Source organism: Kitasatospora sp. NPDC057738 (assembly GCF_042798815.1).
Classification (GTDB): domain Bacteria; phylum Actinomycetota; class Actinomycetes; order Streptomycetales; family Streptomycetaceae; genus Kitasatospora; species Kitasatospora lactacystinica.
The window spans coordinates 90,813-111,933 of the sequence record NZ_JBHVJT010000001.1 but is presented as its reverse complement, the minus strand read 5'-3'; the positions used below and the strand labels follow the sequence as shown (position 1 = coordinate 111,933).

The window sequence follows — 21,121 nt, the reverse complement described above, 5'->3', positions numbered from 1 at the left end:
AGAGTACGACTGCGGACCGAGGAGCTCGCGTTCCGGATTCCGGTGGGCTACTTCCTGGGGACGAGGGTGTTCTCGTTGGTGCGGCCGGCGGCGTGGTCGTCGATGTTGCGGGCGGTGGCGTCGATGATCTGGCCGACGGCGGTGCGGGTGAAGTAGGCCTGGTGGCTGGTGACGAGGACCTGGGGGAAGGTGACGAGGCGGGCGAGGGTGTCGTCGGTGATGCCCTCGATGGAGCGGTCGGTGAAGAAGACGCCGGTCTCCTCCTCGTAGACGTCGAGGCCGACGCCGGAGAGGCGTCCGGCGCGCAGCGTTTCGACGAGGGCGGCGCTGTCGACGAGGCCGCCGCGGCTGGAGTTGATCAGGATGGCGTCGTCCTTCATCCGGGCGAGGGCGGCGCCGTCGATCAGGTGGTGGGTGGCCGGGAGCAGGGGTACGTGGAGGCTCACCAGGTCGGCGCGGGTGAGGAGTTCGGGCAGTTCGGTGTAGTGCATGCCGAGGTCGAGGCAGGCGGGGTTGGGGGCGATGTCCCAGCCGAGGAGTTCGGTGCCGAAGCCGGCGGCGATGCGGGCGAAGCATTCGCCGATCTTGCCGGTGCCGATGACGCCGACCGTCATGCCGTGGATGTCCCGGCCGAGCAGGCCGTCGAGCCGGAAGTCGAACTCGCGGGAGCGGTTGGCGGCGCGGGTGAGGCGGCGGTTGACGGCGAGGGCGAGGGCCCAGGCGTGTTCGGCGACCGCGTACGGGCTGTAGTGGGAGACCCGGGCGACGGTGAGGCCGAGTTCGGCGGCGGCGTCGAGGTCGATGTTGTTGAAGCCGGTGGAGCGCTGGGCGATCAGCTTCGTTCCGCCGGCGGCGAGGATGGCGAGGGTACCGGCGTCGAGGACGTCGTTGACGCTGCTGCTGACGGCGGGGTAGCCGGCGGCGAGCGGGGCCGTGTCGCGGTTGAGGAACACGTCCAGGCAGCGCAGCCCGTGCCGGCCGGCGAAGGCCTGCTCCAGCAGCGGCCGCTCGTCGGCCTGCACTCCGTACGCGAGGATCTCCATGCCGGACACGCTAACGGCCGGGGCCCGCGGACGCCCGCCGGTTGCGGCGGCCCGTCCCCGGGACGCGCCGAGGCCCCCGGACGGCGCGGTCCGGGGGCCTCGGGAGGGGCGGAGGGCGGTCAGATGACCGTCTCGGCCTCCAGGTAGCGGTCCTGCGGCACGGTCTTCAGTTCGGCGACCGCCTCGGCCAGCGGCACCAGGTTGATGTTGGTGCCCTGCAGCGCGGTGATGTGCCCGAAGGCGCCCTTGTGGACGGCCTCGACGGCATGCCAGCCGAAGCGGGTGGCGAGCACCCGGTCGTAGGCGGTCGGGGTGCCGCCGCGCTGGGTGTGGCCGAGGATCACCGGGCGGGCCTCCTTGCCGAGGCGGTGCTCCAGTTCGCGGGAGAGCTGGGTGGCGATGCCGGTGAACCGCTCGTGGCCGTAGATGTCCTTGGTGCCCTCCTCCCAGTGCATGGTGCCGGGCTCGGGCTTGGCGCCTTCGGCGCAGACCACGATGGCGAACTTCTTCTGGCGGTCGAAGCGCTCGCGGACGACATCGGTGAGCTTGTCGATGTGGAACGGGCGTTCCGGGACGACGATGGCGTGGGCGCCGGCCGCCATGCCCGCGTTCAGCGCGATCCAGCCGGTGTGCCGGCCCATGACCTCGACGACCATGACCCGCTGGTGGGACTCGGCGGTGGTCTTCAGCCGGTCCAGCGCCTCGGTGGCCACCGAGACGGCGGTGTCGAAGCCGAAGGTCACGTCGGTGGCGGCGATGTCGTTGTCGATGGTCTTCGGCACCCCGACGATCGGCAGGCCCGCGTCGCTCATCAGCTTGGCGGCCTTGAGGGTGCCCTCGCCGCCGATCGGGATGACCGCGTCGAGGCCGAGGTCGGAGCAGTACCGCTTGGCCCGCTCGACGCCGTCCCGCAGGTGGCTCGGCTGGACCCGGGACGAACCGAGGATGGTGCCGCCCTGGGCCAGGATGCCGCTCACCGAATCCAGGGTCAGGGGGCGGTGGTGGCCCTCCAGGAATCCGCGCCACCCGTCCTCGAACCCGATGATCTCGTCGCCGTGGTCGACCACCCCCCGGTGGACCACGGAGCGGATCACCGCGTTCAGGCCGGGGCAGTCACCGCCGCTGGTCAGCACTCCAATACGCATTAGCTTTGCAACTCCCGAGCAGAACCGAGGAACGGCCGGACTACAGGCTGGGACGACGAGCCGTCACCGTAACGGGGCGCTCCCACGCCGCGATGGCGGGGAGGTGGCCGTGGGGTGAAGGACCGGCCGATCCGGACAGAACGCCCGAAAACGGCCGTGAAGTCGAGCATACGGCCCCTGGTCCGGCCGGGCAGGAGCCGACGCGGGAGCGGCGCCGTCGGCGCCCCCGCGCGGAATTGCAGCCTGCTGCCGAGGAGGGTGTGCAGTAGGCAGCCCCATTGTGGTACTTCCGGGGCCACCCGCGGACCGGGTGACCGCATGGCGGGCACCCGGCCGGGGCGTACCGGGCGTACTACTGGGGGCGCGTCGCGGCCGCGATGCGCTCGGCGCGCAGCGCGTCGTACCAGGTGGTGTCGGCCGGCGGCAGGGCGTTGACGTCCAGCGCCAGCTTGAGCAGCATGTCGGCCACGGCGGGGTTGCGGGCCAGCACCGGGCCGTGCAGGTAGGTGCCGAACACGGTGTCCCGCCAGGCGCCCTCGGTGCCGTCCCCGGTGCCGTTGCCCCGGCCGACGGAGACGGTGGCGAAGGGCTGCACGCCCTGGCCGAGATGCGTGACGCCCTGGTGGTTCTCGAAGCCGGTCAGCTGCGGCAGACCGAGCCGGGGGTCGACGTCGGCGAGCACGTCGCCGACGCAGCGCTCGCCCTCGCCGCGGGCGGTCCAGACGTCGAGCAGGCCCAGGCCCGGCTCGCGCTCGCCGAGGTCGTTGATGAACTCGTGGCCCATGATCTGGAAGCCGGCGCAGACGCCGAAGATGATCGCGCCGTTCTCGGCGGCCCGCACCAGGCCGCTGTCGGCGCGCAGCCGCTCGGCGGCCAGGCGCTGCGGGCGGTCCTCGCCGCCGCCGATCAGGTAGATGTCACCGCTGGTGGGGATCGCCTGGTCGGAGCGGACGTCGATCCGGGTCACGTTGAGGTGGCGCTGGCGGGCCCGGCGCTCCACGACCAGGGCGTTGCCCCGGTCGCCGTAGGTGCTGAGCAGGTCCGGGTAGACCCAGACCACGCGCAGGCTGCTCTCACTCATCCTCGAAGGCCTTCCGTCACGTAAAGACTGGTGTGCGGGCGCGGCATCAGCCGGCCACGACCTTCCGCAGCTGCTGGAAGGCGGTGTAGTTGGCGATGGCCTCGATCCGGCCGGGCGGGGCCATCCGGACGGCCTGCTCCAGGGTGTCGACCACGTGGAACTGGAGTCCGGCGACCTCCAGGCGGACGGCCAGGTCCAGCTTGCGCTGGCCCATCACGAAGACCGGGTGCCCGGCGAGGCGCTCGTAGTCGACGTCCCACAGCCAGGAGGTGTCGGTGCCGTCGGCGTCGAGGGCGTTGACGGAGAGGATCACCGGGGCGGGCGGGCCGTCGATCAGCGAGAAGGTCTCCAGCCAGCCGGCCGGGTTCTTGGCCAGCAGCAGGCGGATGTCCCGGCCCTGGTACTGGACCACGTCGTAGCGGCCGGCCACGGCGGCCACCGAGCGCATCCGCTCCAGGGCGACCTGCGGGGCGACGCCGAAGACGGCGGCGACGGCGGCCGAGCTGGTGGCGTTGGCCAGGTTGGCCCGGCCGGGCAGCTGGAGCTGGATCGGCCAGGCGCCGCGCTGCGGGTCGATCACGTGGGTGCCCTGGAGCGCCCAGTGCGGGTTGGGCCGGCGGAAGCCGCAGTCCTGGCAGAACCAGTCGTCGCCGGGGCGCTGCATCACGCCGCCGCAGGCGGGGCACGACCAGGCGTCCTCCTTCCAGGCCTGTCCGGCGGCCACCCAGACCACCTTCTTGCAGGAGGAGGCGGCCCAGGTCACCAGCGGGTCGTCGGCGTTGGCGATGACCACGGCCTCGGTGTTCTGGAGGCCCTCACGCCACTTCTCGGCCATCATCCGGGTCTCGGCGGCGCGGTCGAGCTGGTCGCGGGAGAGGTTGAGCAGGGCGATCGCCTTGGGGCGGGTGTCGCGGGCGACCATCGCCAGGTACTTCTCGTCGACCTCGATCACGCCGAAGCGGGCGTCCGTGCCGCCGGCCAGGGCGGAGGTGATGCCGGCGGGCATGTTGGCGCCCAGGGCGTTGGAGACCACCGGGCCGGCGGCGCGCAGCGCCTCGGCGATCAGGCGGGTCGTGGTGGTCTTGCCGTTGGTCGCGCTGACCAGGACGACGTCGAGGTGGTCGGCGAGGGTGGCGAGCAGGTCGGGGTCGAGCCTGAGGGCGACCTTGCCGCCGATCACCGAGCCGCTCCCGCGTCCGGCCTTGCGCGACACGGCGGCGGCGACCCGCCCGGCGGTCACCGCGATCTTCGCGCGGGCCGGCAGCGAGGCGTCGCGTGCGCCTGTGGGCTCCGATTCGGTGCCTGCCATGCTCAGTGGTTCCTCCTTGCTGCGGCACCGCTCGCGGCCGGATAACGGGCCGTCGGGCGGCGGGGACGGGGGTCAGCCTACCGACTCCGTCGCCCGGCCGGACGATCCGGACCCCGTGCCGCCTGCTGCGACGCGTTCGCGGGTGCGGCTGAGGGCCCGTCGAGGAGGGCGGTGTACGGAGCGACCAGGGGGCTTCGGCCCCGGCCGAGCCCCTACTCCTTGACGACGCTCCACGGGCACCGCCGGGTTCCCGAGGTGCCCGGGTAAGGATCTGGTGAAGAAATGATCAGTGGCCCGGACGGTGGGCACAGTCGGCCGGATCGCCGGCGGCCAACGTGGCGGTGATCACCAGGGTGCCGTCCTCGGCCCGGAAGTCCAGCGGCGCGCCCAGCCGGCGCATCGCGGTGATCAGCCCGCTGTTGGTGCCGTGGGTCACCGCGTACACCGTCCGCACGTCGGCCGACCGGGCCGCCGCCGACAGCTGCCGCAGCAGCGCCAGACCCAGCCCGCGGCGCTGCCAGGCGTCCTCGACCAGGACGGCCAGCTCGGCCTCGCCGTCGTCCCACATCAGGTGCCCGAGCGCGACGAGCCGCCCGTCCGGGGCGGTCACCGCGAAGCTGCGGCCGTGCCGGGGGTCCAGCAGGTGGTCCAGGTAGCGGCCGGCGTCGCGGACCGGGCCGTGGTAGCGCTGCCGCAGCGAGGCGGGGGAGCAGCGGCCGTGCATCGCCAGCGCCGCCTCCCGGTCGGCCGGCCCGGCCGGGCGCAGCAGCAGCCCGGTCCCGTCCGGCAGGGACAGCCGGGACGGGGCGTCCGGCGTCCGGGCGGCGCGGGTCGCGGGCGGGTGCGGCCGGACGGTCCGGTACGGTCCGCCGGTGAGCGCGGGCAGCCGGGTGGCCTGGCCCTCGGGCGCCGCGCACCTGCGGTCGGACCTGCGGAAGGGCCGGTGCCAGAGCCGTTCGGGGCGTGTGCGTGATGCCTTCATGCCGCCGACGCTACCGACGGTGCGCTTCCGTTCGGTTACGTGATCGTGAACGCGCGAATGCCCGGGGGCGTGGTCGGCGGGGTGGGACCGGGCGGGCCCCGGCCCGGGACCGCGGGCCGCCCGGCCGGGACGGTGTCGGCGCAGGTCACGGCCGGTGCCTCATGCGGGTGGGACGGCGGGCGGCCGACGGTGGGTTGCGTCCCGGTGCTCCTGGTGAGCAGGAGGCCGGGCCCCGTACGTCCACGTACCGAAGGCCGTTCCCATGCGTGACACCCCGTCCGTCCCCACCACCACCGACACCACCGCCGCCACCACCGCCACCACCCCCGTCGTCCCGCACGCCCGCCGCGCTCCGGCCGGCACCGCGCTCACCGGCCTGCTCGACCGGCAGGCGCGCCTGCGGCCCGACGCGCCGGCCGTGCTCGGCGCCGGCGGCGGCCTCACCTTCCAGGAGCTCGTCGGGACCGCCCGCCGGCTGGCCGAGCGGCTGCGCCGCCTGGGCGCCGGCCCGGACGGCTGCGTCGGCCTGTACGTCGAGCCGTCCGTCGAGCTGGTCGCCGGAGCCTGGGGCGTGCTGTACGCCGGGGCCGGCTACCTGCCGCTGTCGCCCGAGTACCCCGAGGACCGGCTCCGCTACATGATCGAGGACAGCGGCACCAGGATCGTGCTCACCCAGGCGCACCTGCGCGAGCGGCTGGCCGCGCTGGCCCCGGCCGGGACGGCGGTCCTCGCCGTCGAGGACGCCCCGCCGCCGCGGGACGCGGAGGAGCGGGAGGCCGTCGAACCGGAGTCGCTGGCCTATGTGATCTACACCTCGGGCAGCACCGGCCGGCCCAAGGGCGTGATGATCGAGCACCGCTCGGTGGTCTCCCAGCTGCACTGGATGCACTCCGCGGGCCACCTCGACCCCGGGGTCACCGTGCTGCAGAAGACCCCGATGAGCTTCGACGCCGCGCAGTGGGAGATCCTCGCCCCGGCGGTCGGCGCCCGGGTGGTGGCCGGCACCCCCGGCCTCCACCGCGACCCGGAGGCGCTGGTCGCCGCCGTCCGACGGCACGGGGTGACGGCGCTCCAGTGCGTGCCGACCCTGCTCCGGGCGCTGCTGGACACCGAGGACTTCGCCGGGTGCACCGGCCTGACCAGGGTGTTCTCCGGCGGCGAGGCGCTCTCCCGGCGGCTCGCCCGCGACCTGGGCCGGGCCCTGCCGCAGGCCGCCCTGGTCAATCTGTACGGCCCGACCGAATGCACCATCAACGCCACCTCGCACCTGGTGGACCCGGCCGATCCGGCCGACGGCGCCGGATCGGTGCCGATCGGGCGCCCGGTGGCCGACACCGAGTGCTACGTCCTCGACGAGCAACTGGTGCCGGTGGCCGCCGACGGCGTGGGCGAGCTGTACATCGGCGGCGTCCAGCTGGCCCGCGGCTACCTGAACCGGCCGGAGCTGACCGAGGAGCGGTTCGTCCGCTCCCCGTTCGCCCCCGGCGAGCGGCTGTACCGCACCGGCGACCTCGTGCGGTGGAACCCGGACGGCACCCTCCAGTTCGCCGGCCGGGTGGACAACCAGGTCAAGCTGCGCGGGTACCGGGTCGAGCTGGACGAGATCGCCCGCGCGATCGAGGAGCACACCTGGGTGCGCCGTGCGGCCGCCGTCGTCACCGGGGACGGCCGCACCGGGCACCCGAACCTGGTCGCCTGCGTCGAGCTCAACCCGCGCGAGGCCGCCCTGATGGACCAGGGCGTCCACGGCGGCCACCACCAGTCCAAGGCCAGCAAGCTCCAGGTCAAGGCCCAGCTGTCAGACCCGGGCCTGCGCGACCGGGACCGGCTGGCGGGCCGCGAGCGGGTCGAGCTGCCCGGCCGGAAGGAGACCGCGGCCCAGCGCCGGGAGGTCTTCGCCCGCAAGACCTACCGCTTCTACGACGGCGGCGCGGTCACCCGGGACGACCTCACCGCGCTGCTCGCCCCGCGCCCGGCCGGCACCTTCGGCCGTGACCCGGAGCTGCTGAGCCTGCCCGAACTCGGCCGCGTCCTACGGTGGTTCGGCCAGTTCCACAGTGAGGAGCGGCTGCTGCCCAAGTACGCCTACGCCTCGCCCGGCGCGCTGTACGCGACCCAGCTGTACCTGGAGACCGGCGGCCTGGACGGGCTCGCGGCCGGGCTGTACTACTACCACCCGGTGGAGCACGTCCTGGTCCGGATCGGGCCGGCCGGGACCCGGGCCGAGGCGTACCTGACGCTGCACTTCTCCGGGAAGCACGGCGCCGTCGAACCCGTCTACCGCAACAACATCCGGGAGGTGCTGGAGTTCGAGACCGGCCACATGCTGGGCGTCCTGGAGGAGGTGCTGCCCGAGTACGGGCTGGACGTGCGTCCGCTCGGCCCCGACCCGGCCGTCAAGGACCGGCTGGACGTCGCCGAGGAGGACCACTACCTGGGCGGCTTCGCGGTCGTCCGGGCCGGCGGCCCGGCCCGGGCCGAGCGCACCGAGCTGTACGTCCAGGCCCACCAGGACCGGGTGGACGGCCTGCCGGGCGGCCTCTACCGGTACGCCGAGGGCGAGTTGACGCACGTCTCGGACGAGGTGGTGGAATCCCGGCACGTGATCGCGATCAACCAGGCCGTCTACGCCCGGGCCGCGTTCGGCATCACGGCCGTCGGCCGCGCCGAGGAGGAGTGGCTGGAGTACATCGCGCTCGGCGCGGTGCTGCACCGCCTCCAGCGCAACGGCCTGTCCCTGGGCTTCATGTCCTCCGGCTACAGCTCCAAGTCCGGCCACCCGCTGCCCGCTTCGCGGCGCATCGACGAGATCCTGGCCGGCCTCGGCATCACCCCCGGCCCGTCGTACTTCTTCCTCGGCGGCAGGGTGAGCGAGGAGCAGATCAGCAGCGAGGGCATGCACGAGGACACCGTCCACATGAAGGGCCCGGCCGAGATCATCAAGGACGAACTGGCCACCCTGCTGCCCGACTACATGCTGCCCAACCGGGTGCTGGTGACGGACGCCCTGCCGCTCACCGCGAACGGCAAGGTGGACCTCAAGGCGCTGGCCGCCTCGGAGGCCGTCCGCACGGCCGACGTGCGCGGCGAGTACGTCGCCCCGGCCACCGGGTACGAGCGGTGGCTGGCCGAGGCCTGGGGGCGGGCGCTGGGGTACGAGGACGCCTCGGTGACGGACGAGTTCTTCGCCGCCGGCGGGAACTCGCTGATCGCCGTCGCCCTGGTCCACCGGATCAACCGGGAGTTCGGCATCGCCCTGCCGCTCCAGGTGCTCTTCGAGTGCCCCCGGCTGGGCGAACTGGCCGCGCGCGTCGAGCGGGCCTGCGGCGAGGACGGCGCGGGCAGGGCAGCGGCCGCCGGTTCGCGGCTGATCCGGTTGCACCCGGGAGGGGCCGACCGGGCGGTGTTCTGCTGGCCCGGACTGGGCGGCTACCCGATGAACCTGCGGCTGCTCGGCCGGGAGGCGAGCGGGGACCGGGCCTTCTACGGCGTCCAGGCGCACGGCATCAACCCGGGCGAGACGCCGTACCCGACCATCGGGGAGATGGCCGCCGCCGACGTCGCCGAGCTGCGCCGGGTGCGGCCGCGGGGGCCGTACACGCTGTGGGGCTTCTCCTTCGGCGCCCGGGTCGCCTTCGAGGCGGCCTGGCAGCTGGAGCGGGCCGGGCAGCGGGTGGAGCGGCTGCTGCTGATCTGCCCGGGCAATCCGAAGGTGCGCCGGGCCGACGGCGAGCGGTGGGGCCGCGAGGCCTCGTACGCGAACCAGGGGTACCTGACCATCCTGTTCGGGGTGTTCACCGGCCGGATCAGCGGCCCCGAGCTGGAGCGCTGCCTGGCCGACACGGTGGACGAGCCCACCTTCGTGGCCTCCGTGCACCGGATGCTGCCGGAGCTGGACGAGGAGCTCATCCGGCGGATCACCGGGATCGTCGGTGAGACGTACGAGTTCGAGTACAGCTTCCGCGAACTCGCCGAGCGGCGGCTGGACGCGCCGGTGACCGTCTTCAGGGCCGCGGGCGACGACTACTCCTTCATCGAGGGCAGCACCGGCTACTCGGCCGCCCCGCCCACCGTGGTCGACCTGGCCGGCGACCACTACGGGGTGCTGCGGGAGCACGGGGTGGGCGAGCTGGCCGCCGCGATCCGGGAGGTGGAACGGACGGTCCCCGGGGAGCTCCCGGACCGCTGATCGGATGATGTGGACACGCTCACGGACGGCCCAGGATCCGTGAGCGGGGAAGCCCCTTCGGATAGGGATGGCTCGGCTTTCCGCCGATCCCGACTCCCTACCGAAGGGGCTTTCCGATGTCCGTCCAGTCGTCCGTCCAGTCGTCCGTTCCGCGGTCCGTTCCGCGATCCGGTCCCCGGTCCGTGAAGAACTCCGCACTGGCCGCGGCCTGTTGCGCCCTGCTGCTCGCCCTGCCGCTCGCCCTCGCCCAGCCGGCCGCGGCCGCCAACGAGCACAACGGTCCCAAGACGCCCGAGGAGGCCGCCGCCTGCCACCAGGTGCTCGGCGCGCTGCTCGGCGGCTTCGGACCGATGCTCGGCAACGCCGTGTGCGTCGTGCAGCCCGCCGACCAGGGCTGACACCTCCCGGAATTCCGCCGCCGGCGGCGGCCGCCCTCCTCGGGCCGCCGCCGGCACGACCACCCGACCGGCCCACCGGGGGCGGGCCGGTCGTGGCGGCGGGCGGGTGCCGGGCCGAGGATGGGCGGGTGGGGGCGAGAAGGGAGCGGGACCGTGAAGGAGTTCCTGGTCGAGATCACCACCGCCGTACCCGAGGGCACCGCCGAGGAGGAGGTCGACCGGCGGCGCGCCGCCGAGGCCGTCCGGGCCCGTGAGCTGGCCGCCACCGGCCACCTGGCCAGGCTGTGGCGCCCGGTCGGCGAACGGCGCAGCCTCGGCGTCTGGCGGGCGGCGGACGAGGCGCAACTGCGCGCGGAGGTGCTCGGCAGCCTTCCGATGTGGCCGTGGATGACCGCCGTGGTGACCCCGCTCGAACCCCACCCCAACGACCCTGGCCCGGACTGAGGCGACGGCTCAGGCGATGCGGGTCGGCGCGTCCTGGAGGGTGTGGCCGGTGGTGGTCAGCAGTGCCGTCAGAACGGCCGGGGTCACCGAGTGCTCGGTGCGGAGGAAGAGCTCCTGGGGGTGGAGGGAGAGCAGGGTGATCCGGTGGTCGGCGAGGGCGGTGGGGGTGTGGGCGAGGACGGTGGTGCGGACGCGCCAGAGGGTGGTCGGGGGCGGGGCGTGCGGGGACACCCAGGCGTGCAGGAGGGTGACGGCGAGCAGGGCGAGGGCGGAGCCGACGAGGACGGCCGGGCCCTCGGGGCCGTGGACGACGACCTTCGCGACCAGGTCGGCGGCGGTGACGGAGAGGAAGACGGCGGCGAGTTCGACGGTGTCACGGCGCCAGTGACGGGTGCGGCGGGCGCGGGGACCGGCGGGGGCGCGGACGGCGTCGGGGGCACCGGGGACACGGCGGGGAGAGGGCTTCGAATGCTCCATGCCGCCACCGTGCCCGACCGGTGTTTCCCGGTCGGGCATCCGTCGTGACCAGCCGGTTACGGTCCGCGCCGGGCTGTTACGGGAGGAACGCGCGGGGCCGCCCCGGGAGGCCGGACGGCGTCCGGCGGCCTACCCGAGCAGCTCGCGGGCCGCGGCCCTGACCTCGGCGAGCAGGAGGTGGAGGTCGGCCTCCGTCGTGGCGGCGTTGAGGAGGCAGGCGCGGAGCATCTCGGCGCTGCCGAGGCGGGCGCCGGTGACGAAGACCCGGCCGCGCCGCTGGACGGCGGCGGGGAGGTCGCGGTTGAGGGCGTCGCGCGCGGCCTCGTCCAGGCCGGGGGCGCGGTGGCGGAACGCCACGATCGAGGTCTGCACCTCGGCGAGCAGCTCCAACTCCTCGTCGGCCTGGACGAGTTCGCCGAGCCGGCGGGCCAGCGCGGTGCACCGGGCGATGTCCCGGGCGAGGCCGGCGCGGCCCTTGTGGGCGATGGTGGCCCAGACCTTGAGGGCCCGGAAGGGACGGGTCTGCTCGGTGCCGTACTCGGAGAACCAGCCGAGCGCGCCGGCCGCCTCGTCGCGCAGGTAGGACGGGACGAGGCTGAAGGTGCCGCGCAGCTCCTCGGCGTCGCGGACCAGTGCGCAGCCGCAGTCGACCGGGACGCCGAGCCACTTGTGCGGGTCGAGGGCGAGCGAGTCGGCCCGCTCCAGGCCGGCGTAGCGGTGGGCGATGGCCGGGTCGAGCCGGCCGAAGGCGCCGTACGCGCCGTCGACGTGCAGCCAGAGGCCCTGCTCCTCGCAGAGGTCGGCGATCGGGTCGAACGCGTCCACCGCGCCGGTGCCGACGGTGCCCGCCGAGGCGACGACCAGGAAGGGCAGCAGGCCGGCCGCGCGGTCGCGCTCGACGGCTGCCCGCAGGTCGGCGGTGTCCAGCCGGCCGTCGGGGCCGGAGGCCACGGTGCGCAGGTGCCTGCTGCCGAGGCCGAGGAGTTCGGCGGCCTTGCGGACGCAGGAGTGGGTCTCGCCGGTGACGTAGCCGACCAGCGGCGGCAGGCCCGCCAGGCCCTCCTCGCGGACGTCCCGGCCGGCCCGCCGGGCGGCCCGGTCGCGGGCGGCGGCGAGGCAGACGATGGTCGCCATCGAGGTGCCGGAGGTGAGCAGGCCGCCGCCAGCGGGGTGCGGGAAGCCGACCAGCTCGGCCGTCCAGCGGACCACGGCGCGCTCCAGGTGGACGTCGGCGTGGTCGCCGCCGGCCGAGCTGGGGTTCATCGCGGAGGCGGCGAGGGTGGCGAGCACCCCGGCGGGGGCGGGGGCGGAGTTGACCCAGCCGAAGAAGCGCGGGTTGCCGTTGCCCATCGGGTACGGCAGGACGTCGCGTCCGATGGCGCCGATCAGCTCGTCGAGCGGGCGGCCCTCGGTGGGCAGCGGGGCGTCGAGCAGGGCCCGGCGGGCGGTCTCGTCCATGGGCTGCCAGACCGGGCGGCCGGGCAGTTCGGCGAGGTAGTCGGAGACCAGGTCGGCGGTGGCGTGGGCGGCGCGGCGGAAGTCGGTGCCGGGGAGGTCGGTGCCGGGGAAGTCCTCGGTGGTCATGGCGTGCTCCAGGGAGGCCGGGGGGACGGGCTGGGCGAGGCGCGGCGTCCTTGGCGCACCCTGATCAGGCGATGATCGGGCGATCTTACGCATGAGGGCCCGCGCCGTGCGGCGCGGGCCCTCATGCCGGGACCGGGTGTCGGTCGGGAGACCGGGGCGTCAGTCCAGCGAGCCGGACAGGCCGCTCGCCGAACGGCAGTACCCCTGCATCTCCTTGTTGGTGATCTTGGCGCAGAGCCGTCCGGCCGCGCCCCCGTCGGTGTAGTTGACCGTGTAGTAGCTGACCAGGCCCTCGGCGCAGGCCTTGCGCTGCCAGCCGTCGGCGGCGGTGGCGCACTGCTCGGCCGCCCAGTCCTCGCGGTCCAGGTTGTACTTCATGGTGCGCGAGCCGACACCGCGGCTGCAGTCCACCGCCCCGCCGCTCGCCTTGCCGTTGAGGCACCACTTGAGGGCCTCGGCGTAGATCTCGGGGTGGTTCGGGTAGTCGTGCGAGGACAGGAAGAAGGTCGGGGCGTAGAAGAAGCAGGCGGACTGGAACAGCGCCGGCTGGTCCTTGCACGGGTAGAGCGGGTCCTGGGCGAGCTTGTCGGCGGGCAGGTTGGCCTTGGCCTGCTCGTCCTCCTCGTCCGGGCCGAAGAGCTGCATGAACAGGCCCTCGGAGCAGCGGATCCGGTTCTGGTCGGAGGGGAACTTGTTGCACAGGTCGCGGGCCTTGGCGACGTCCTGCTTGACCACGAACATCGTGCCGTGGCCGACGCCGTGGATGCAGGGGCCGCTGTTCTTGGGCGCGCAGAGCTTGAGCAGGTCGGTCTCGGGCTGGGCGGAGGCGTTGAGCATCTCCTCGACCGCGCCGTGCAGGTAGCCGGCCGCGCAGGTCTCGTGCGGGAAGGAGATGACCTTCTGGAAGTCGGCGTTGAAGCGCTTGACCGCCGCGTGGCCGAGCTCGTGCGCGATCGGGTGGCAGAAGCGCACGGTGTACGGCTTCTCCTTGGTGATCCTGTCGAGGTCGGCCAGGGCGACGCCGGGATCGGTGGCGTCCATCTCGGCCATCAGCTTGTTGCGCAGCGTGGAGCGGGTCCACACCGCGGGGTCGCCGGTCGGGGTGGCGCTCGCCGGCCCGGCCGCGGCCGGCCGGGCGCCGGTGGCGGGGGCCCCGGGGGCGACGGCGGCGGGGGCCGCGCCGGACGCCGTGGGCGACCAGTCGGTGACGGCCACCGATCCCAGGCCCAGGACGCCCAGGAGCAGGGCGGTGAGAATCGCGAAGACTCGCGGCTGCATGACGGGATCCCCCGGCGGATCGAGGTGAACGTTTCGCTCCCATCCTGACGGCAGATGAGCGGTTAATCCGCGAATTCGCCCGCCATTCGGGAGGTGTCGGCGACGCTATCGCACGGTCGGACCGCCGGGACCGGCGGGATGCTCCCCCTCACAATCACCCGGACGGAGTATGGGGGCGCGGGCGCGCGTCACTGCGCCGTCCGAGTGGTGGTACCCGCGCCCCGGTGCCCCGCGTGCCGCCGTTCGGGGGCTCCGGCGTCCTCCTCGCGCCGCCGTTCCGGGGCTCCGGCGCTCACGGCCCCGGTGGTCGGGGCGCCGCGCTGCGCCCGTTCACAGCTCCAGCGTCACCTGGTAGTCCGTCAGCCAGGCGTCGAAGTCCAGTGCGAGGTCGACGGCCAGCCGGACGGACTGCGGGTCGGTGTCCGGGGCGAGCGCGTCGGCGAGGCGCCGCCGGTCGAGCAGGTCCAGGGCCGGGGAGGTGCGCTCGGCGGCGAGCCGGGCGAGTTCGGCGCGCAGTTTCGCCGGGTAGTGCGGGTCGGTGGTGACCGGGTACGGGCTCTTCGGCCGCTGGGCGACCGCGTCCGGCAGCACGTCCCGGACGGCGGCGCGCAGCAGGCTCTTCTCCCGTCCGTCGAAGGACTTCATCGCCCACGGGGCGTTGAAGACGTACTGGACCAGCCGGTGGTCGCAGAACGGCACCCGCACCTCCAGCCCGTTGGCCATGCTCATCCGGTCCTTGCGGTCGAGCAGGATGCAGACGAAGCGGGTCAGGTTGAGGTACGAGATCTCGCGCATCCGGCGTTCCACCGGATCCGCCGCCGGCAGGTGCGGGACCTCGGCGATCGCGTCGCGGTAGCGGGCCCTGCGGTAGCCGTCCAGGTCGAGCTTGCGGAGCAGTTCGGCGTCCAGGAGGTGTTCGCGCGGGGTGGCACCGCCGCCGGCGATGCCGGTGAGGCCGAGGGCCCAGGGGAAGTCCTCGACGGCGACGGTCTTCGGGTCGTGGAACCAGCGGTAGCCGCCGAAGAGCTCGTCCGCGGACTCGCCGGACAGCGCGACCGTGGAGTGGCGGCGCACGCCCCGGAAGAGCAGCAGCAGCGAGGTGTCCATGTCGCCGACGCCGTTGGGCAGGTCACGGGCGCGCAGCACGACGGAGCGCCGGGACGGGTCGGTCAGGTCGGCGGCGTTCAGCTCGACGACGCTGTGGTCGGCGCCGACGTGCGCGGCGAGCAGCCGGGCGAACGGGCCGTCCTGGGTCTGCCGGACGTCGTTGGCGTGGAAGGTCTCGCTCTGCCCGGCGAAGCCGACGGAGAAGGAGCGCACCGGGCCGGCCCCGGCGGCGCCCAGCGTCCGGGCGGCGAGGGCGGTGACGGCACTGGAGTCCAGGCCGCCGGAGAGCAGCGAGCAGAGCGGGACGTCCGCCTCCAGCTGGCGGTGCACGATGTCGTCCAGCAGGGCCCGGACGGTGGCGACGGTGGCCTCCAGGCTGTCACGGTGCTCGCGTGCCTCCAGCGCCCAGTAGCGGCGGACCGACAGGCCCTCGCGGCGCACCCGGACGACGTGCCCGGGCCGGACCTCGTGGATGTCCCGGTACGGGGTGAGGCCGGGGGTGCGGGTGTAGCCGAGCAGTTCGCGCAGCCCGTCCAGGTCCACCACCGGGCGCACGGCGGGGTGGGCGAGCAGGGCCTTGACCTCGGAGCCGAAGATCACGCCGTCCGGGGTGCGGTGGTAGTACAGGGGTTTGACGCCCATCCGGTCGCGGACCAGCAGCAGTTCCTCGCGCCGGACGTCCCAGACCGCGAAGGCGAACATGCCGTTGAGCCGCTCGGCCAGGTGCTCGCCCCATTCCAGGTAGGCGCGCAGCACGACCTCGGTGTCGCTGCGGGTGCGGAAGCGGTGCCCGGCCGCCTCCAGTTCGGCGCGCAGTTCGCGGTGGTTGTAGACCTCGCCGCTGTAGGTGAGCACGGCCAGCGTCCGGCCGTCGTGCTCGGCCGTCATCGGCTGGACGCCGCCCTCGATGTCGATCACCGCGAGCCGGCGGTGGCCGAGCGCGGCGTGCGGCTCCAGGTGGACGCCGCCGGCGTCCGGGCCGCGGCGGACCTGGGTGGCCGTCATCGCGTCGAGGACACCCCGTTCGGCGGTGAGGTCGCGCTCGAACGCGACCCATCCGGTGATCCCGCACATCAGCAAGCCTCCGGTCTTCCGCTTCGTGTTCAGGGGGTCACGCTACGTGCGGAGTTGGTGCCGCTTCAAGGGGCTTTCGGGAACGGGGGTGATCGGGTGGCCGTTCGGCGGTCGAATGTGAAGAAGGAGTGAATCCAGTCTGAAAGTCGTAATGTCTGCCCGATTTCGGGCAGAAACTTTGGCTTCGACGGGCCTGCCGACCTAGGCTCCTCACTCGTGCCGAGCTCACCCCACCCCCACGAAGACCTCCTCGCCCACCTCACCCGGACCAGCCCGCTCGGGCCCCGGGAGGCGGCGCGGGTCGTGGCGGAGGTGCTGGCGTACTTCTCCGAGAGCACCGAGGACTACGTGCGCCGCCGCCACACCGAGCTCCAGGCGCGCGGACTGACCAACGAGCGGATCTTCGCCCGGCTCGCCGAGGAACTGCCGCAGCGCCGGGTCTCGGCGCCGGAGCTCTCGGCCCGCCAGCTGCGGCGGATCGTCTACGGCTGAGCCGTCGTTCCCGACCTTCTGAAGACCTCGAAGAGGAGACCACGCATGTGCGGAATCGTGGCCTACATCGGCCCCAAGGATGCGACCCCCTTCCTGCTGGAGGGGCTGGCGCGGCTGGAGTACCGCGGCTACGACTCGGCCGGCGTCGCCGTCACCGGGCGCAGCGGCGGGATCAAGCTCCGCAAGGTGAAGGGGCGGGTCGCCGACCTGGCCGCCGCCGTGCCGGCCCGGTTCAAGGGCACCACCGGCATCGGCCACACCCGCTGGGCCACCCACGGCGTCCCCAGTGACGCCAACGCGCACCCGCACCTGGACAACGCCGAGCGGATCGCCGTCGTCCACAACGGCATCATCGAGAACGCCGACGAGCTGCGCGCCAAGCTCACCGCCGACGGCGCGGTGTTCCGCTCCGAGACCGACACCGAGGTGCTCGCCCACCTGATCGCCGCGAACGTCGCCGAGGGCGTCGAGCTGGAGGACGCGGTACGGGCCGCGCTCGCCCGGGTGGTCGGCACCTACGGCATCGCGGTGCTCGACGGCGAGCGGCCGGACCGGATCGTGGTCGCCCGCAACGGCAGCCCGATCGTGCTGGGCATCGGCGAGAAGGAGATGTTCGCGGCCTCGGACGTCTCCGCGCTGGTCCGCTACACCCGCCAGGTCGTCCACCTGGAGGACGGCGAGCTGGCCACCGTCCGGGCCGACGGCTTCCGCACCTTCACCGCGGACGCCCGCACCACGCACCGCCAGCCGTCCACCGTGGACTGGGAGGTCGACTCCTACGACACCGGCGGCTTCGAGCACTTCCTGCTCAAGGAGATCCACGAGCAGCCCGGCTCGGTCGAGCGCACCCTGAGCGGCCGGCTCGACGAGCGCTTCGCCACCGCGCACCTCGGCGGCCTCAACCTGGACGCCCGGGAGCTGCGCGAGATCCGCCGGGTGAAGATCCTCGGCTGCGGATCGGCCTACTACGCGGGCGAGATGGGCGCGCAGCTGATCGAGGAGCTGGCCCGGATCCCCGCGCACAGCGAGCCGGCCTCGGAGTTCCGCTACCGGAACCCGGTGATCGAGGCGGACACCCTGTACGTGGCGGTCAGCCAGTCCGGCGAGACCTACGACACGCTGGCCGCCGTCCAGGAGGTCAAGCGCAAGGGCGGGCGGGTGCTCGGCGTCGTCAACACCGTGGGCAGTGCTATCGCCCGAGAGTGTGACGGCGGTATCTACCTGCACGCCGGTCCGGAGGTCTCGGTCGCCTCCACCAAGGCGTTCACCTCCACCGTGGTCGCCTTCGCGCTGCTCGCCCTGCACTTCGGCCGCATCCACGACCTGTCGCCCGCCGACGGGCGCCGGATCGTTTCGGCGCTCCAGGCGCTGCCGGACCAGATCCGCGAGGTGCTGGAGCAGAGCGAGGCCATCGCCCGGCTCGCCGCCGAGTACGCCGACTCCACCGGCATGATGTTCATCGGCCGGGTGCGCGGCTTCCCGGTGGCCCGCGAGGGCGCGCAGAAGCTCAAGGAGATCTCCTACGTCCACGCCGAGGCCTACCCGGCGAGCGAGCTCAAGCACGGCCCGCTGGCGCTGATCAGCCCCGAACTGCCCACCGTGGCACTGGTTCCGGACGACGAGCTGCTGGACAAGAACCTGACCACGCTCGGCGAGATCAAGGCCCGCTCCGGGCGGATCATCGCCGTCGCTCACCGGCGGCCGGAGGAGAAGCTCGCGGACCACTGCATCCTGGTGCCCAAGAGCGAGCCCGAACTGGACCCGCTGCTGCTCAACATCCCGCTCCAGCTGCTGGCCTACCACGCCGCCGTCGCCCTCGGCCGCGACGTGGACAAGCCGCGCAACCTGGCGAAGAGCGTGACGGTGGAGTAGGGCCCCTCGCGGCGAGCGCCCCGGGAGCGGGGCGCTCGCACCGGACCCGCGGGTCCCGGTCGCTGTGCGGACGGCCGGGGCCCGCGTTCTCTCCTTGCGTGCTTTCGGATTGCGTGCTTTCAGAACACCGAGCACCCGGACAGGGTGGTCAGGGTGTCCAGGGCGGCCACCGCGGCGACGGAGTTGCCGGCCTGGTCCAGGCGCGGGCCCCAGGCGCAGACGGCGGCGCGGCCGGGGAGTATGGCGAGGATGCCGCCGCCGACGCCGCTCTTGCCCGGCAGGCCCACGCGGAAGGCGAACTCGCCGGCCGCGTCGTAGGTGCCGCAGGTGAGCAGGACGGCGTTGATCCGCTTGGTCTCGCTGCGGGACATCAGCCGGGTGCCGTCGGCACGCACGCCGTAGCGGGCGAGGAAGGAACCGGCCAGCACCAGGTCGCGGCAGCTGGTGGCCACGGCGCAGTGGGCGTAGTAGTGCTCCAGCACGGTCTCGACCGGGTTCTGCAGGTTGCCGTGGCTGGCGATGAAGTGGGCCAGCGCGGCGTTGCGGTGGCCGTGTTCGGCCTCCGAGGCGGCGACCACCGGGTCGGTGTCGAGCAGCGGGTTGCCGGACTCGCGGCGCAGGAACTCCCGTACCGCGCCCGAGGCGTCGCCGGTCATGGTCTGGAGGCGGTCGGTGACCACCAGGGCGCCCGCGTTGATGAACGGGTTGCGCGGGATGCCGTGCTCGGTCTCCAGCTGCACCAGGGAGTTGAACGGGTTGCCGGACGGCTCGCGGCCGACGCCCTGCCAGAGCGCGTCGCCGCCGTACGCCACCGCGAGGGCGAGCGAGAACAGCTTCGAGACGCTCTGGACGGAGAACGGCCGCTCCCACTGACCGACGCCGTGCAGCTCCCCGTCGACGGTGGCGACGGCCATGCCGAAGGCCTCCGGGTCGGCGGTGGCGAGGGCCGGGATGTAGTCCGCCACCCGGCCCCGGCCCGCGGTCGCCCGGGCGGCCGCCTCGGCGGCCTCCAGCAGCACCGGCCAGTCCAGGATCTCCCCGCCGGGCACACCGTTCAACGCTTCTCCTCCACCGGCACCGACCGCGGACAGCACCGGGACCGGCAGCGGACACGGGCGGGAGCGGTCGCGCGGTGCGGGGGCGTCCGGTCCGACCAGGATTATCCGTGTTCCGGGCGCGGACCCGGTACGGGGGTCGGGCGCGGGCGGGTCACGGCGCGTTCGTGGGGGCCTGGACGGGCGGGCCGGTGAGCAGGGTGCCGGAGTCCGAGTACGGCAGGCCGTTGGGGACGCAGCCGTGCAGCCCCTTGATCTGCTGCATCATCACCGGCGCCGGGGCGCCCGGGCCGGGGCAGTCGACGTGGCCGTTGCCGAGGATGTGGCCGACCTCGTGGTTGACGGCGAGCGCGTGGTACAGCTCGGGCCGGCCCCGGTAGAACTCGGACAGCTCGGTCCAGCGCTTGAGGTTGATGACCACCTGGTGGGTGACGCCGCAGTTCACCCAGCCGCCGGTGTCCAGCCCGTACTGGCCGCAGATCCGGTCGGTGGACCTCGGGGTGGCCAGGTAGACGGTGAAGTCCACCGGGTCCGCGGGCACCCGCTGGAACGAGACCGTGCCGCCGGCCGCCCAACCGCGCCGGACATCGCCCAGGACGGCGTCCACCTCGGCCGCGAACTGCGCCGGGCTCTCCGCGATCCCGTCCTCCACCCGCACCTTGTAGCGGTACAGGCGCTCGCCGGTGCCGAAGCGGTCCGAGCCGCCGGACGCGGTCGTGAACGCCAGCCGGTCCCCGTCCCCGTCGCTCCACGGCTGCCACCAGAGCAGCCCGGCGGTCAGCGCCGCGGCCAGCGCGAGGGCGAGGGCGCCGTGCCGGGGCTTGCGGCGGCGGAGCCGCGCGAGCGCCCTCAACGGCCCGCTCCCGCCGCGTCCGGGTGCGCGCGACAGGCCTCGGTGAGGCGGGCGGACTCGCCGCGCAGGGCGCCGTGGGTCACCAGGAGGGCGGTGGTGTCCGGTCGGTCGTGGATCGGGGCCAGGGTGGACATGGCGGAGGTGCTCCAGGACGGGATCGGCGGGCCGCGGCCGCCGATCGTCGGCCGGGCCGTCGCCCGGTCGTGCGAAAGGGTGGTACCTGGAGGAACGGGACGGGGCGCGGCGGCGGTTCAGGACGTGGCGCGCGCCACGGCACGGCCCAGTCGGACGGGAGGCCCGGGCGGTTCCCGGAACCGCTCGATGGTGTCACCCGGGCGGCGTGTCCCTGGGCGGCGGCGTCGGAATCGGGTGTCGTAGGGCGGGCGGGTCGACCCGTCCGGGTCGGTTCGTCGGAGTCGACGCGTCGGGTTCGATCCGCCCGGGTCGAGCCCGCCCGTCCGGAACGCCATCGGAGGCGCCGTCATGTCCACCACCGCCGTATTCGCCGTCGACGGCATGAGCTGCGGCCACTGCGAGAAGACGGTCAGCGCCGGGCTCGCCGTCCTGCCCGGCGTCACCGACGTCAGTGCCGACGCTCCGAGCGGCCGGGTCACCGTGGCCTCCGCGCAGCCGCTGGACGAGGCGCTGGTCCGCGGCGTGGTCGACGGGGCCGGGTTCACCTTCGTCGGGCGGGCCTGAGGACGGCGGCGGGGCCCGTCGGGTTCGGATGTCGCCGAG

General features: G+C 73.8%; 18 protein-coding genes. 6 read left to right on the top strand and 12 right to left on the bottom strand.

From position 1 onward, the window contains the following. Window positions 1–47: 47 nt before the first annotated feature. The 5 genes from ACFVGO_RS00430 to ACFVGO_RS00410 form a co-directional block, all read right to left on the bottom strand. A complete protein-coding gene (locus ACFVGO_RS00430) occupies window positions 48–1,043 on the bottom strand; it encodes a 2-hydroxyacid dehydrogenase (RefSeq protein WP_380348995.1) in 996 nt (331 codons plus the stop codon). Window positions 1,044–1,162: 119 nt separating this feature from the next. Then, entirely contained in the window at window positions 1,163–2,188 is a 1,026-nt protein-coding gene (locus ACFVGO_RS00425; RefSeq protein ID WP_359898455.1) for a 6-phosphofructokinase, read from the bottom strand. Between the two features lie 352 nt (window positions 2,189–2,540). Beyond that, the gene (locus ACFVGO_RS00420) at window positions 2,541–3,269 is read right to left on the bottom strand and encodes a glutamine amidotransferase (RefSeq protein ID WP_359898456.1); all 729 of its coding nucleotides are present in this window, start codon (window positions 3,267–3,269) and stop codon (window positions 2,541–2,543) included. A 46-nt stretch (window positions 3,270–3,315) separates the two neighbouring features. Beyond that, on the bottom strand, window positions 3,316–4,578 hold the full coding sequence (locus ACFVGO_RS00415; protein ID WP_359898457.1) for a MurT ligase domain-containing protein: 1,263 nt from the start codon (window positions 4,576–4,578) through the stop codon (window positions 3,316–3,318). A 286-nt stretch (window positions 4,579–4,864) separates the two neighbouring features. Continuing rightward, entirely contained in the window at window positions 4,865–5,560 is a 696-nt protein-coding gene (locus tag ACFVGO_RS00410; protein WP_380630439.1) for a GNAT family N-acetyltransferase, read from the bottom strand. Between the two features lie 262 nt (window positions 5,561–5,822). On the opposite strand from ACFVGO_RS00410, the gene ACFVGO_RS00405 reads away from it, so the two are divergent. The 3 genes from ACFVGO_RS00405 to ACFVGO_RS00395 all read left to right on the top strand — a co-directional run bounded on the left by ACFVGO_RS00405 (window position 5,823) and on the right by ACFVGO_RS00395 (window position 10,591). Then, entirely contained in the window at window positions 5,823–9,749 is a 3,927-nt protein-coding gene (locus ACFVGO_RS00405) for an amino acid adenylation domain-containing protein (protein ID WP_380630438.1), read from the top strand. Window positions 9,750–9,931: 182 nt separating this feature from the next. Continuing rightward, entirely contained in the window at window positions 9,932–10,147 is a 216-nt protein-coding gene (locus tag ACFVGO_RS00400; protein ID WP_380630436.1) for a hypothetical protein, read from the top strand. Window positions 10,148–10,300: 153 nt separating this feature from the next. Continuing rightward, complete coding sequence (locus ACFVGO_RS00395; protein WP_359898461.1) at window positions 10,301–10,591, top strand: muconolactone Delta-isomerase family protein; 291 nt, start codon at window positions 10,301–10,303, stop codon at window positions 10,589–10,591. Between the two features lie 9 nt (window positions 10,592–10,600). On the opposite strand, the gene ACFVGO_RS00390 is transcribed toward ACFVGO_RS00395, so the two are convergent. From ACFVGO_RS00390 to asnB, 4 genes are all read right to left on the bottom strand, one after another. After that, on the bottom strand, window positions 10,601–11,068 hold the full coding sequence (locus ACFVGO_RS00390) for a hypothetical protein (protein ID WP_359898462.1): 468 nt from the start codon (window positions 11,066–11,068) through the stop codon (window positions 10,601–10,603). A gap of 129 nt (window positions 11,069–11,197) precedes the next feature. Then, window positions 11,198–12,652: a pyridoxal phosphate-dependent decarboxylase family protein gene (locus ACFVGO_RS00385; RefSeq protein ID WP_380630435.1), complete on the bottom strand. Its 1,455-nt coding sequence runs from the start codon at window positions 12,650–12,652 to the stop codon at window positions 11,198–11,200. A 159-nt stretch (window positions 12,653–12,811) separates the two neighbouring features. After that, a complete protein-coding gene (locus tag ACFVGO_RS00380) occupies window positions 12,812–13,930 on the bottom strand; it encodes a hypothetical protein (RefSeq protein WP_380630434.1) in 1,119 nt (372 codons plus the stop codon). 330 nt (window positions 13,931–14,260) lie between these two features. Next, window positions 14,261–16,111 (bottom strand): asparagine synthase (glutamine-hydrolyzing), encoded by a 1,851-nt coding sequence (gene asnB, locus ACFVGO_RS00375; RefSeq protein ID WP_359898465.1) that lies wholly within the window; start codon window positions 16,109–16,111, stop codon window positions 14,261–14,263. 216 nt (window positions 16,112–16,327) lie between these two features. Between asnB and ACFVGO_RS00370 the strand changes: the two genes are divergently transcribed. Both ACFVGO_RS00370 and glmS read left to right on the top strand, forming a co-directional pair. Further along, the gene (locus ACFVGO_RS00370; protein ID WP_359898466.1) at window positions 16,328–16,603 is read left to right on the top strand and encodes a hypothetical protein; all 276 of its coding nucleotides are present in this window, start codon (window positions 16,328–16,330) and stop codon (window positions 16,601–16,603) included. 45 nt (window positions 16,604–16,648) lie between these two features. Next, window positions 16,649–18,475, top strand: a complete 1,827-nt coding sequence (gene glmS, locus ACFVGO_RS00365) for a glutamine--fructose-6-phosphate transaminase (isomerizing) (protein WP_359898467.1) — start codon at window positions 16,649–16,651, stop codon at window positions 18,473–18,475. A 119-nt stretch (window positions 18,476–18,594) separates the two neighbouring features. Here the strand turns inward: glmS and ACFVGO_RS00360 are convergent, their stop codons facing one another. The 3 genes from ACFVGO_RS00360 to ACFVGO_RS00350 all read right to left on the bottom strand — a co-directional run bounded on the left by ACFVGO_RS00360 (window position 18,595) and on the right by ACFVGO_RS00350 (window position 20,517). Next, entirely contained in the window at window positions 18,595–19,506 is a 912-nt protein-coding gene (locus tag ACFVGO_RS00360; protein WP_359898535.1) for a glutaminase, read from the bottom strand. Window positions 19,507–19,684: 178 nt separating this feature from the next. After that, complete coding sequence (locus tag ACFVGO_RS00355) at window positions 19,685–20,383, bottom strand: DUF3152 domain-containing protein (protein WP_359898468.1); 699 nt, start codon at window positions 20,381–20,383, stop codon at window positions 19,685–19,687. Next, on the bottom strand, window positions 20,380–20,517 hold the full coding sequence (locus tag ACFVGO_RS00350) for a hypothetical protein (RefSeq protein ID WP_380630433.1): 138 nt from the start codon (window positions 20,515–20,517) through the stop codon (window positions 20,380–20,382). The genes ACFVGO_RS00355 and ACFVGO_RS00350 overlap by 4 nt, the downstream gene beginning before the upstream one ends. A gap of 349 nt (window positions 20,518–20,866) precedes the next feature. On the opposite strand from ACFVGO_RS00350, the gene ACFVGO_RS00345 reads away from it, so the two are divergent. Further along, window positions 20,867–21,082 (top strand): heavy-metal-associated domain-containing protein, encoded by a 216-nt coding sequence (locus ACFVGO_RS00345; protein WP_359898470.1) that lies wholly within the window; start codon window positions 20,867–20,869, stop codon window positions 21,080–21,082. The last annotated feature ends 39 nt before the right edge of the window (window positions 21,083–21,121 follow it).